Origin of the sequence: Christensenella sp. MSJ-20 (genome assembly GCF_044357945.1) — a bacterium.
GTDB lineage: Bacteria > Bacillota > Clostridia > Christensenellales > QAND01 > QAND01.
Genome location: NZ_CP076563.1, coordinates 637,139 through 649,863, shown reverse-complemented (window position 1 = coordinate 649,863; position 12,725 = coordinate 637,139). Strand labels below are relative to the sequence as shown.

11 protein-coding genes are annotated in these 12,725 nt (G+C 59.3%); all 11 read left to right on the top strand.

Annotated elements, in window-relative coordinates; genetic code table 11:
- Positions 1-65 precede the first annotated feature (65 nt).
- The gene (locus tag KP626_RS03320; protein ID WP_395978309.1) at positions 66-908 is read left to right on the top strand and encodes an HAD family hydrolase; all 843 of its coding nucleotides are present in this window, start codon (positions 66-68) and stop codon (positions 906-908) included.
- 122 nt (positions 909-1,030) lie between these two features.
- Positions 1,031-2,827, top strand: coding sequence for a translation elongation factor 4 (gene lepA / locus KP626_RS03315; protein WP_395978949.1), 1,797 nt, complete (start codon positions 1,031-1,033; stop codon positions 2,825-2,827).
- A gap of 2 nt (positions 2,828-2,829) precedes the next feature.
- Positions 2,830-3,972, top strand: coding sequence for a radical SAM family heme chaperone HemW (gene hemW / locus KP626_RS03310; protein WP_395978307.1), 1,143 nt, complete (start codon positions 2,830-2,832; stop codon positions 3,970-3,972).
- Positions 3,973-4,339: 367 nt separating this feature from the next.
- Positions 4,340-5,368, top strand: a complete 1,029-nt coding sequence (hrcA, locus tag KP626_RS03305) for a heat-inducible transcriptional repressor HrcA (protein WP_395978305.1) — start codon at positions 4,340-4,342, stop codon at positions 5,366-5,368.
- Between the two features lie 15 nt (positions 5,369-5,383).
- Entirely contained in the window at positions 5,384-5,989 is a 606-nt protein-coding gene (locus tag KP626_RS03300) for a nucleotide exchange factor GrpE (protein ID WP_395978303.1), read from the top strand.
- 68 nt (positions 5,990-6,057) lie between these two features.
- Positions 6,058-7,914 carry a molecular chaperone DnaK gene (gene dnaK / locus KP626_RS03295; protein WP_395978301.1) on the top strand — a complete coding sequence of 619 codons (1,857 nt, stop codon included), beginning with the start codon at positions 6,058-6,060 and terminating at the stop codon, positions 7,912-7,914.
- A gap of 95 nt (positions 7,915-8,009) precedes the next feature.
- Positions 8,010-9,152, top strand: a complete 1,143-nt coding sequence (gene dnaJ, locus KP626_RS03290; RefSeq protein ID WP_395978947.1) for a molecular chaperone DnaJ — start codon at positions 8,010-8,012, stop codon at positions 9,150-9,152.
- A 209-nt stretch (positions 9,153-9,361) separates the two neighbouring features.
- Positions 9,362-10,309: a 50S ribosomal protein L11 methyltransferase gene (prmA, locus tag KP626_RS03285; protein WP_395978299.1), complete on the top strand. Its 948-nt coding sequence runs from the start codon at positions 9,362-9,364 to the stop codon at positions 10,307-10,309.
- A complete protein-coding gene (locus KP626_RS03280) occupies positions 10,309-11,022 on the top strand; it encodes an RsmE family RNA methyltransferase (RefSeq protein WP_395978297.1) in 714 nt (237 codons plus the stop codon). The genes prmA and KP626_RS03280 overlap by 1 nt, the downstream gene beginning before the upstream one ends.
- A gap of 1 nt (position 11,023) precedes the next feature.
- Positions 11,024-12,304 (top strand): tRNA (N(6)-L-threonylcarbamoyladenosine(37)-C(2))-methylthiotransferase MtaB, encoded by a 1,281-nt coding sequence (mtaB, locus tag KP626_RS03275; RefSeq protein WP_395978295.1) that lies wholly within the window; start codon positions 11,024-11,026, stop codon positions 12,302-12,304.
- Between the two features lie 23 nt (positions 12,305-12,327).
- Positions 12,328-12,660, top strand: a complete 333-nt coding sequence (locus KP626_RS03270; RefSeq protein WP_395978293.1) for a histidine triad nucleotide-binding protein — start codon at positions 12,328-12,330, stop codon at positions 12,658-12,660.
- The last annotated feature ends 65 nt before the right edge of the window (positions 12,661-12,725 follow it).

The window sequence follows — 12,725 nt, the reverse complement described above, 5'->3', positions numbered from 1 at the left end:
CCGAGAAAGGAAATGGGCCGGGCCTGTCCCGGCCTTTCCAATAAAGTTTGAAAGGAAATCGTATCATGCAGTATCGCTTGGTGTGCCTGGATTTGGATGGCACTCTTTTAAACCCATATCATGAGATTACCTCTTACACGAAAGCGGTGATCGGGCGGCTCCAACGGGATGGAGTAGCAGTGGCGCTGGTCTCCGCTCGGATGCCCCAGGCCATGGAACGGTTTCACAAGGAGCTGGAGCTCACCGGCCCCATGATCGCCTATGGCGGCGGATCGATCTTTCAGGACGGCAAGGCGGTACGGGCGGAATACATCCGCCCGGCTGCGGTGAAGCGAATTGTGGAAAAGGGGAAGGATTTTGGGGTGCATATCAGCCTGTATCAGGATGAAAATTGGTATGTGCCCCAGATGGACGCCTATGCCCAGCAGGAGAGCGCTACGGTGGGCGTGGTTCCAACTGTGGCGGATTACGGGGATCTGATGGAGTGTTGGGAGCGAACTGGCCGAGGAGCCAGCAAGATACTGCCCCTAGGCACGGCCGAGGGCCTGGCTAAGCTGGCGGCTTTTCTCCAGACTGAGCTGTCCCATGAGGCGGATGCCTATCTCAACAGCCCGACCTATGTCGAGATTCTACCCCATGGGGTGGATAAGGCAAGCGGGGTTGCGGCTCTGTGTCAGGTTCTAGGATTGACCCGGGAACAGGCGATGGCGGTGGGGGATACCAGGACCGATATTCCCATGATCCAGTATGCCGGCCTGGGGGTCGCCATGCGCAATGCTAGTCCCGAAGTGCAGGCCGCGGCCGATTTGGTGACGGAATTCACCAATGACGAGGAGGGAGCGGCACGGATGCTGGCTGACGTTTTCCGGCTATCCAAGGGGGAAGTCCGGGAGGCGGCTGGGATCTGAGAAAAGGGGACTGAGGACCGGCAGCCCCTCTCTCTTGCGCGGAGGGATCTCTTTGGATATCATATGTATGAAGAGGCCGGTACATCGGCCCAGTGCGGAGTGTGGAGGATTCTATGGCGAGAATCGAAAAGGATAAAATACGAAATTTTAGCATCATTGCTCATATTGACCATGGCAAAAGCACTCTGGCGGACCGGCTCATCGAACTGACCGGTACCGTCGCATCCCGGGACATGCAGGAGCAGCTTTTGGACAACATGGATATTGAGAAGGAGCGGGGCATCACCATTAAAAGCCAAAGCGTACGGATGCTCTATACCGATGAAAATGGGGAGGAATACGTTTATAACCTAATCGACACCCCCGGCCATGTGGACTTCACCTACGAGGTTTCCAGGTCTTTGGCGGCCTGCGAGGGGGCCCTTTTGGTGGTGGACGCCAGCCAGGGCATCGAGGCCCAAACCCTTGCCAACGTCTATCTGGCCCTGGACAACGACGTTGAGGTGGTGCCGGTCATCAATAAGATTGACCTGCCCAGCGCCATGCCCGAGGCTGTCCGCCAGGAGATCGAGGATGAGATTGGCTTGGACGCCTCCATGGCCCCTCTCATCAGCGCGAAAACCGGCCTCAATGTGGAAGAGGTGCTCCGGGTGATCCGGGATTATATCCCGGCACCGGAGGGGGATGACGACGCGCCCCTGACCGCTCTCATCTACGACAGCGTATACGACAACTACAAGGGGGCTCTCTGCTATGTCCGGGTTATGAGCGGTACCATCAGCAATCAGACCCGGATGCGGATGATGAGCACTGGACGGGAGTTCGACGTTACCGAGGTGGGGGTGTTTTCTCCCGGCATGGTGCCCGTGAAGGAGCTCACCGCCGGGGAGGTGGGGTACGTCTGCGCCAGCATCAAGTCGGTGGGGGACACCCGGGTGGGGGATACCATCACCGACGCCGCCCGGCCCGCCCAGACGCCGCTGCCGGGGTACAAGAAGGCGGTTCCCATGGTGTTTTGCGGCATCTATCCCGCCGATGGGGGGGACTACGAGGACCTGAAGGAGGCCCTCTACAAGCTGCAGCTCAACGACGCTTCCATCTCCTTTGAGCCCGAGACCAGCGTGGCCCTTGGATTTGGGTTCCGCTGCGGGTTTCTGGGACTTTTGCACATGGAGATCGCTCAGGAGCGGCTGGAGCGGGAGTTTGATCTTTCCATCGTGACCACCGCTCCCAGCGTCATTTACCGGGTGAAGAAGACCGACGGCCAGGAACTGACCATTGATAATCCCACCAATCTGCCAAACCCCGCCGAGATTGAATACATGGAGGAGCCCATGGTGGAGGCTACCATTATGACCCCATCCGATTATACCGGGCCCATCATGGAACTGTGCCAGGAAAAGCGGGGTACCTTTCAGGATATGAAGTACCTGGAGGGGGGACGGGTATCCATCCATTATGAGATGCCGCTCAATGAGATCATCTATGATTTCTTTGATTTGATCAAGTCCAAGAGCCGGGGGTATGCCTCTTTTGATTACGAACTAACCGGTTATAAACGCAGTGACCTGGTGAAGCTGGATATTCTGTTAAATGGGGATCTCTGCGACGCGTTTTCGATCATCGTTCACCGGGATAAGGCGTACAACCGGGGGCGGACTATCGCCGAGAAGCTCAAAGACGCCATTCCCCGTCAGATGTTTGAAGTGCCCATTCAGGCGGCTATCGGGGGAAAGATCATCGCCCGGGAGACCGTCAAGGCCATGCGCAAGGACGTGCTTGCCAAGTGCTACGGCGGGGACATCACCCGAAAGAAGAAGCTGTTGGAAAAGCAAAAGGAGGGCAAAAAGCGCATGCGCCAGGTGGGCAGCGTGGAGGTACCCAGCGAGGCCTTTATGGCCGTTTTGAAGATGGATTAGAAATGGAAGCATCCCTTTACATCCATGTGCCTTTTTGCACCCATAAATGTGCCTATTGCTCCTTTTTCTCCGTCCCCCGTGACGGCGGGGAAAGGAGCTATTTGCCCCTATTGGTGCGGGAGCTTTCCGGGCTGGAGGATCTGGGCGTTGAAGCGCCTACCCTGTACATTGGGGGTGGCACCCCCAGTTGCATGGAGGCGGGGTTTGTAGAGGGCCTCATGGCTGCCGTCCGGCAGTCGGTGCGGCTGCGATCGGGAGCGGAAGTGACCTGCGAAGCCAATCCCGAAACCTTTACCCCCGCCCTGGCGGAACGCTGGGCTTTGGCGGGAGTAAACCGGATTTCTCTGGGGGCTCAGTCGTTGGAGGATGGGGTGTTGGCCGCCATGGGACGGGGGCACCGCGGGGCGGACGTGCCAAGGGCGGTGGAAGCCGCCCGGAAGGCGGGCATCGAAAACATCAGCCTGGATCTCATCTACGGCTATCCCGGCCAGACGCTGGCAGGGTGGGAGGAGACTTTAAAGGGGATACTGGAGCTGGATGTGCCCCATCTTTCCTGCTATGCCCTGACGGTGGAGGAGGGGACACCGCTTGCTCGTGGGCTTGCCCTTGGAACTCTGGCGTTGGAGGAGGAATCCCAGGCGGATATGGGGGATTTGGCGGTCAGCATGCTACATGAGGCGGGATATCGCCGCTATGAGATCAGCAACTTTGCTAAGCCCGGGCAGGAGAGCCGGCACAATACCGTCTATTGGGAGCGGAAGCCCTATTTGGGCATCGGGGCGGGAGCCCATGGGTATCTTTGGGAAAAAGGAGGATGGTTCCGTTATTTCCATGCCAATGATCTTGGGGCATACCGGGAGGAGCTGGAGACGGCTCCAGAAAAGCGGTTTCCCAACCGGGGGTACCTAAGCCGGGCGGAGCGGATGTTTGAGGCGGTGATGCTCTCCACTCGAATGGCTAGGGGATTGGACCGAACGACATTTTGCCGGGAGTTTGGAATCCGGGTGGAGGATGCCTATCCTGGGGTTATTCAGCCGCTTTTGGAGGGGAATCTTTTGATGGAGCGGGGGGAGTATCTTGCCCTAACCCCGCGGGGCATGGATTTACAAAATGGGATTCTTATGAAATTTATGAGGGATTGCTGAGGGCGGGCCGGGCCTCATACGGATTTGTTATCCGGCCATTTTTGGCCTAAATTGGCCGAAACGCGCCGCTTTTAGCCGGGAAGATCCGGCAAAAGGGCGCTTTTTCTTTTTGGGCCATCCAGCCCTGGCTGGATGGGAGCTGGGAGAAAAACGAGGGAGCATGGGCAGCTCATGGAGAAAACTATGGCGGGAACATGGCAACAACGCGGCGGGAAAAATGCATCACCTCAAATAGTTACGAAATCATATCGATTTTCCGCTTTTTTGTTCTGGAATCCGTTGACAAACCGAGGGGTCAGTGCTATGCTTCTGTCTGTGGTTAGCACTCGAGTGTTGAGAGTGCTAACAAAGAAGCGAGGTGAACAGCTTGGAACTCAGTGAACGGAAAATTCGGATTCTGAAGGCCATTGTGGACGACTACATTGCATCGGGCATTCCCGTGGGCAGCCGTACCATCTCCAAGCTGTGGGGCGGAGAATTCAGCCCGGCCACCATCCGCAACGAGATGAGCGACCTTTTTGAAATGGGCTATTTGAACCAGCCCCACACCAGCTCGGGCCGGGTGCCTTCCCAGAAAGCCTACCGTTATTATGTGGATCGGATGCTCCATGTGCCCGGGGTGGACCAGCGGGAGATGGAGCAGATTAAGCGCTATTTCACCAGCCGGATGGACCAGATTGGGGAGATCATATCGGTGACGGCCAAGACCCTTTCGGCCAGCACCAACTATGTTTCCATCGCCATGGCGCCGGAGCTGCGGAACGTGCTCATTAAGCAGATCCGCCTGGTGCCGGTTACCCGGGGCCGCGCTCTGGTGGTCATCGTCACCAACATGGGATTTGTCAACGATCTCTTTATCAACATCCCTGAGGACGTGGATGACTCCAGCCTGGATATGATCAGCAATGCGCTGACCTCTTTGATGGAGGGAAAATCGGTGGCGGAATTGCAGAAAACCGCCAAGGGAATGATGGAGGAGATGCAGTACCATGGGAAGGTATTTGAATCCCTCATCGAGGTGATCTCCGCGTCGGAGAACGCCGTGCCCGCCAAGAGCATCGTCTTTGACGGGGCCCAGAACCTGTTCCGCTACCCGGAGTTTACCGATGTGGAACGGGCGAAGAGCATCCTTACCGCCCTTCAGACCCAGGATACCATCTACGATATTTTGAATCGGGCCAACCAGCTTTCCCTTTCCATCTCCATCGGCATGGAGAATGGGCGGGAGGATCTCAATGACGTCAGTGTGGTAACCGCCACATACAGCGTGGACGGCCAGCAGGTGGGCAGCTTTGGCGTTATCGGCCCCATGCGGATGAACTATCCGCGGGTGGTGTCCATCATGCAGAGTTTGGGTTCCTTTTTTATTGACTTTTTGCATCAGCAGGAAAAATAGACGGAGGACAGATACATGAACCAGAAGGACGAACTGGAACAGAATCAGCAGACCGCCCAGGCGGAAGAGACCGCTGCCGAAACGCCGAAGGCCGAGGAGGCACGGGACCAGGAACAGCCCCGCCAGGAAAAGAAGGCCGCCAAGAAGGAAAAAAAGCAGGAACAGCGGCTGGAAAAGGATTTGGAGGAGAGCCAGAAAAAGCTCTCGGAGCTGACCGACAGCCATCTTAGGCTGAAGGCGGATTTTGAAAACTACAAGAAGCGGAACCAGGTTGCCGTGGCCGACGCCTATAATGAGGGCATGGCCTATGCTTTGGGGGAATTCTTAAAGGTGATGGACAACATGGAGCGGGCCCTTGCCGCCGCTAAGGAAGCGGAAAACGAGGCCATTGCCGGAGGCATCCAGCTTTCCATGGACTCCTTTTTAAAGGCCTTTGAAAAGCATGGGTTTGCGCGGATTGAATCGGACGGGGCAGAGTTTGATCCAAACCTCCACAACGCCGTGATGCAGACCCCCACCGAGGACGACGCCCTCCGCGGGAAGGTGGCCCAGACCCTTCAGGTGGGATACCTTTTGCACGGAAAGGTGCTACGCCACAGTATGGTAGCTGTTTACGCCTAGGGGCGTTGACATACATTTAGACACAAGAATTGCACACAACATTTTGACCAATACAGGAGGAAAACACTATGGCAAAGATCATCGGCATCGATTTAGGAACCACCAATAGCTGCGTGGCCGTTATGGAGGGAGGAGACCCCACCGTTATCCCCAACAGCGAGGGCATGCGCACCACCCCTTCGGTGGTGGGCTTCGCCAAAACCGGGGAGCGCCTGGTGGGCCAGATTGCCAAGCGCCAGGCCATTACCAATCCCCAGAACACCATCGCCAGCATCAAGCGGGACATGGGGACCGATCGGAAGGTAACCGCTGAGGGCAAGACCTATTCGCCCCAGGAGATCTCCGCTATGATTTTGCAGAAGCTCCGGGCGGACGCCGAAGCCTATCTGGGGGAGAAGGTGTCCCAGGCCGTCATCACCGTGCCCGCCTATTTCTCGGACTCCCAGCGTCAGGCCACCAAGGACGCCGGCACCATTGCCGGCCTGGAGGTGCTGCGGATCATCAACGAGCCCACCGCCGCGGCTTTGGCCTACGGCCTTGACAAGGACGGCTCCGGCAAGGTGCTGGTCTTTGACCTGGGCGGCGGTACCTTTGACGTTTCCATCCTGGAGATCGGGGACGGCGTGTTTGAAGTGCTGGCCACCAACGGCAACAACCGCCTGGGCGGCGATGACTTTGACAAGAAGATCATGGATTACCTGGTGGAGGAGTTTAAAAAGTCCGATGGCATCGACCTCAGCCGGGACAACATGGCTATGCAGCGGCTGAAGGAGGCTGCTGAGAAGGCTAAGATCGACCTTAGCAGTACCACCGAGACCTCCATCAACCTGCCCTTTATCACCGCGGACGCAAATGGCCCCCGGCACATGGACATCAGCCTCAGCCGTACCAAGTTTGACCAGCTGACCGCTGACCTGGTGGAGAAGACCGTTGGCCCCACCACCCAGGCCCTTAAAGACGCCGGCCTTTCTGCCGGGCAGATCGATAAGGTAATCCTGGTGGGCGGCTCCAGCCGGATTCCCGCCGTTCAGGAGGCCGTAAAGCGCATCACCGGTAAGGAGCCCTATAAGGGTATTAACCCCGACGAGTGCGTGGCCATTGGCGCCGCCATCCAGGCCGGCGTATTGGGCGGCGAGGTAACCGATATTCTGCTTTTAGACGTGACGCCTTTGAGCTTGGGCATCGAGACCATGGGCGGCGTGTTCACCAAGCTCATCGAGCGGAACACCACCATCCCCACCAAGAAGAGCCAGGTGTTTACCACCGCGGCCGACGGCCAGACCGCTGTGGACGTCCATGTGCTCCAGGGTGAGCGGGAGTTTGCCCAGTATAACAAGACCCTGGGCCGGTTCCAGCTTTCCGGCATCGCCCCCGCTCCTCGTGGGATTCCCCAGATCGAGGTGACCTTTGACATCGACGCCAACGGCATCGTCAACGTATCTGCAAAGGATCTGGGCACCGGCAAGGAGCAGAAGGTGACCATCACCGCAAGCACCAATCTGTCGGATGACGAGATCAAGAAGGCCATGGACGAGGCCGAGCGGTTTGCCGATGAGGACCGGAAGAAGAAGGAAGAGGTGGACGCCCGCAACGACGCCGACAGCATTGTATACCAGATTGAAAAGACCATGAAGGATCTGGAGGGCAAGATCGACGAGGCCGACAAGAGCGCCTTGAACGATGAGATCGGCAACGTGCGGAGTGCGTTGAACGGCAGCGATATTGAGGCCATCAAGACCGCTACCGAAACCCTCCGCCAGAAGAGCTATGAGGTCTTTGGGAAGGTGTATCAGCAGGAAGCGCCCCAGGGTGGGCAGCCCGGCGGCCCCGGCTTTGCGGGCGGCGCTGGTCCTGAGGCTGGCCCCGGAGCGGCCGGCGGCGTGGACGCCGACTACGAAGTGGTGGATGACGACGAAAAGAAATAAGCCGGAACGAAACCGGTAAATCCGCATAGGGATATAGGGGAGAGGCAGCCGCGCGTTGCCTTTTTCCCTGTTATCTCCCGTATGCTTGACAGGTGATTCATTTGGCGAGGGATTATTACGACATCTTAGGGGTGGGCCGCGGGGCCAGCGATGAGGAGATCAAAAAAGCGTTCCGTCAGAAAGCCAAGCAGTATCATCCCGATATCAACAAGGACGACAAGGAGGCCGAGGCCAAGTTCAAAGAGGTGAACGAGGCCTATTCCGTGCTGTCCGACAAGGAGAAGCGCAGCCAGTACGACGCGTATGGCCATGAGGCGTATACCCAGAACGCATCGGGCGGAGGCGGCGCGGGCTATGGCGGCGGCTTTGGCGGGGGCGGATTCGGCGGCTTTGGTGATATTTTTGATACCATCTTTGGCGGGGGCGGATTCGGCGGCTTTGGGGGAAACCCAACTGGGCCGGAACAGGGGGAGGATATCCGGGTGGATGTAAGCCTGACCCTGGAGGAGGCCTTTACCGGTGTGACCCGGGAGATTACCGTGGGTCGGAGTGAGAACTGCCCCACCTGCCATGGATCGGGCGCCAAACCCGGCACGTCGCCTAAGACCTGCACCGTCTGCGGGGGCACCGGCCAGGTTCGTCGGGCGCAACAGACCGCTTTAGGCCGGTTTATGACCACGTCGGTATGTACCGCCTGCGGGGGCACCGGGGAGATCATCGACAGCCCCTGCGCCGATTGCCGGGGGCGGGGTACCGTCCGCCGTCAGCGGAAGATCAAGGTGAAGATTCCCGCCGGCATCGACAACGGGCAATACGTCACCCTCTCGCGGGAGGGGAGCGCCGGCAAGCGGGGCGGCCCCAACGGCGACGTATATGTGGTGGCTTCGGTGAAGCCTCACCGTTTGTTTAAGCGAAACGGCGCCGATCTATCCATGGAGATGCCGATCAGCTTTGTCCAAGCGGCTCTGGGGGATGAGCTCCGGGTGCCTACCCTCACGGAGGACGCAAAATACCGGATGCCGGAGGGCACCCAGCCCGGCACAGTGGTACGCCTTAAGGGCAAGGGGATGCCCCGCATCCGGGGCGGGCAGGGGGACCTGTTCGTTACCCTTAAGGTGGAAGTTCCCAAAAATCTTACGGAACGGCAGAAGGAGCTGCTTCGGGAGTTTGACGGCCACTCCACCAAGGAGGGCAAAAAGGGCAAGGGTCTGTTTGATAAGATCTTTAATCAGGAGTAGAGGCGTAAAATGCCGTCGCAATCATGCGGCGGCATTTTTGATTTGGCCGTTGGAAAGGGGGAACGGGAATCTGGCGGTGGGAGATGGGCAGAAAAGGGCGGCCCTGTGGTTGCGGAATGGGAGGGCATCCCGTATAATTGACCCAGTGAAAAGGGAAAGCGTCGGGCTGTGCCGGAGCTTTTCCACCTTAGTGTGAAGGAGCAAGGACGATGGAGTGGATACGGGTTTCCATCCTGGGGAATGCCCTGGGCCGGGAGGTGGCCCAAGGGCTTTTGAGTGATCTGGGCTACGAGAATCTGGAGATCATTGAGGATCAGGAGGCGGTAGAGGCCGTTCTCTTGGAGACCAGCAAATACTGGGATTATGCCAGCGCTCAGGAGATCATGGGGAAGGAGGAGCCCTGCGTCCGGGTATATCTTTCCAAGGAGGAGGACGGGGAAGAAAAGCTTCTCGCCATCCGGGCGGCGGCGGACCGGTTCCGGGAGGAAAACCCTGACTTGGATCTGGGGGCGTTTTCGGTATCCGTTCAGGAGATGCGGGACGAGGATTGGGCCAACAACTGGAAACAGTACTATAAGCCTCTGGAGGTGGGCCGCCGGCTCGCCATTGTGCCAGAATGGGAGGCCTATGCCAACCAGGAGGGGCGGACGGTGGTGACCATGGAGCCGGGAGCGGCCTTTGGCACCGGGCAGCATGAGACCACCCTCATGTGTCTGGAGCTGATGGAGGAGATGGACCTTTTGGACAAACGGGTGCTGGACGTGGGCTGTGGCACCGGCATTCTGGGCATTACCGCGGACAAGCTGGGAGCCCGGGAGGTGCTATGCGTGGACATGGATCCAGTGGCGGTATCCGCTGCTCGGCACAATGCCGCCCTCAATGGCTGTAAGGAGGAATTTCTCTGCGTGGAGGGGAACCTTGCTGACCGGGCGAAGGGGGGTTACGACGTGATCTTTGCCAACATCGTGGCCCATGTGATCCTGGCGCTGCTGCCCCAGGCGGCGCCTCTTTTGGCGGGCGGAGGCCAAATGGTGGTCAGCGGTATCATCCGGGATCGGGAACAGGAAGTGTTGGCGGCGGCGAAGGACGCCGGCTTCATGGCGCGGGGCCGGAAGGGCATGGGCGAGTGGGTCGCCCTCCTTCTGGAGCGGGCCTGATGCCGGGGTTTTTCCTGGACCATCTGGAGGGGGAGCGGGCCCTTATCCGGGAGGACGCCGGGCACATCGTCAAAACCCTGCGCCGGGGGGAGGGAGATCGGGTTTTTGCCTTCGATGGCCTAGGCAACCGGCTGGAATGCGAGATTGTCAGGGCCGACCGCCGGGAGGTGGATCTTCGAGTGCTGTCCGCCGTACCCGCCGGCACCGAGCCCAGGGTATCCGTCACCCTATATCAGGGGCTTACGAAAGCGCCCCGGATGGAGCTGGTGATCCAGAAGTGCGTGGAGCTGGGGATTGGAGCCATTGTACCGGTGGTCTTTTCCCGTTGTGAGGTGCGGGATCTGGGCACGGAACGCCTGGGCCGATACCGGAAGATCGCCCGGGAGGCCGCCAAGCAGTGCGGCCGGGCGGTGATTCCCCGCATTGGGGAGGCCATTCCGTTTTCCGAGCTGCTCCAGGCCCAGGAATGCCTCATCTGCCCCTATGAGGAGGCGGAGGGATACGGCCTTTACCGGGGACTGCTGGATCGGGCTGGACGAGGGCGGTATGGCATTGTGGTGGGGCCCGAGGGCGGCATGACCCGGGAGGAGGCCCACAGCCTTCGAGAGGCTGGAGGGGGCATCGTTACCCTTGGGCCTCGGATCCTGCGGACCGAGACCGCGGGCATGGCGGTGCTTTCCGCCATGCTGTGCGTTTACGGGGAGATGGAGTAGGATGGCTGGGATTCGATACGTTACCTTGGGCTGCAAAGCCAACCAATACGATACCGGCGCCATGGAAGCGCTGCTGACCGCCCATGGGTATCCCACTTGTGGCCGGGGGGAGGTTCCCCAAGCGGTGGTGGTGAACAGCTGCACCGTCACCGAGGAGAGCGACCGAAAGACCCGTCAGACTCTGCGGCGCATGGGAAAGCAATACCCGGACGCCTTGCTGGTTCTGTGCGGATGCTCTGCCCAGCGGGATCCGGAATCCTACCTTGAGATGGACGAGGTGGACTGCGTGCTGGGAACCGGCAACCGGGAGGCGGTTCTCTTTGCGGTGGAGCAGGGCAGGAAAGGGGAAAAGCTGAACCTGGTGGAGGAGCCCTCCCATTTCTTCGAGGAGATGGGGGTGGCGGCCACCCATCGAACCCGGGGATATTTGAAGATTCAGGATGGATGCGATCGGTATTGCAGCTACTGCATCATCCCCAAGGTTAGAGGGCCGGTGCGGAGCCGGGGGATGGATAACCTGGTGAAAGAGGCCGGAGCCATGGCGGAGAGCGGCATTCGGGAGATCGTACTCACCGGTATTCGGTTGATCTCCTTTGGACGGGATCGGGGGGAGAGCCTTATGGACGCCGTGGAGGCGGTGGCCGCCCTCCCGGGGGTGGAGCGCATCCGTTTGGGAAGCCTGGACCCCGATGAGGTGGACGGGGCCTTTATCCGCCGTGCCGCCGCGGAGCAAAAGCTGTGCCACCATTTTCATCTATCCCTTCAGAGCGGCTGCGATGCGGTGCTTCACCGCATGAACCGCCGCTATACCACCGGTGAGTTTCGGGCGGTGGCGGACGGTATCCGGGCCGCCATGCCGGATGCCGGCATCACCACCGACGTGCTGTGTGGGTTTGTGGGGGAGACCGAGGAGGAGCATCGGGCCACCTGCCGATTCCTTCGGGAGGTGGGCTTTTCCAGGCTTCATGTATTCCCCTACTCCAAACGGGCCGGCACCGTGGCTGCCGGTCTGCCGGGACATCTATCCCGGCAGGTGAAGCAGGAACGGGCAAGGGAGCTCATCGCTTTGGGAGAGGAGCTGGAGTCGGCGTTTGTCCAGCGGTTTCTAGGGCAGAAGCTGCGCGCCGTGTTCGAGACCCGGGAAGGGGACGCCCTTGTGGGCTACACCGGTAACTACATCCGGGTATCCGCTCCGGGGGCGAGGGGAGAGCTTGGGCGGTCCCGAACGGTGGAGATCATCGGGGAGCGGCGGGGTACAGCACTCTGCCGTCCCGTGGATTGAGACAATGGAAAAGGAGGAAAACCATGGATTGCGTATTCTGTAAGATCGTGGCGGGGGAAATCCCCAGCCGCAAGGTGTATGAGGATGACCGGACCCTGGCGTTCTACGACCTGGATCCAAAGGCCCCCGTCCATGTGCTGGTGATACCCAAGCGCCATCTGGGGAGCATACTAGACCCCGCTAGTCCTGAGGAGGCTGAAGCGCTGTTCCGCGCGGTGCAGAAGGTGGCGGCGCTGCTGGAGCTGGAAAAGGGCTTTCGGTGCGTCGTCAATACCGGAGAGGACGGCGGCCAGACGGTGGGGCATCTTCACATCCATCTGCTGGGAAAGCGGAAGCTGGCGTGGCCTCCCGGTTGATGACGGTATAAATGCATCGTTCCCTGGTTGACATGGAACAATGGATTGGATATAATGCTTGTATG

Coding starts and splice junctions, on each gene's coding strand:
- KP626_RS03300 (WP_395978303.1), top strand. CDS start 5,384: ATGAACCAGAAGGACGAACTGGAACAGAATCAGCAGACCGCCCAGGCG.
- dnaK (WP_395978301.1), top strand. CDS start 6,058: ATGGCAAAGATCATCGGCATCGATTTAGGAACCACCAATAGCTGCGTG.
- mtaB (WP_395978295.1), top strand. CDS start 11,024: ATGGCTGGGATTCGATACGTTACCTTGGGCTGCAAAGCCAACCAATAC.
- prmA (WP_395978299.1), top strand. CDS start 9,362: ATGGAGTGGATACGGGTTTCCATCCTGGGGAATGCCCTGGGCCGGGAG.
- KP626_RS03270 (WP_395978293.1), top strand. CDS start 12,328: ATGGATTGCGTATTCTGTAAGATCGTGGCGGGGGAAATCCCCAGCCGC.
- KP626_RS03320 (WP_395978309.1), top strand. CDS start 66: ATGCAGTATCGCTTGGTGTGCCTGGATTTGGATGGCACTCTTTTAAAC.
- KP626_RS03280 (WP_395978297.1), top strand. CDS start 10,309: ATGCCGGGGTTTTTCCTGGACCATCTGGAGGGGGAGCGGGCCCTTATC.
- hemW (WP_395978307.1), top strand. CDS start 2,830: ATGGAAGCATCCCTTTACATCCATGTGCCTTTTTGCACCCATAAATGT.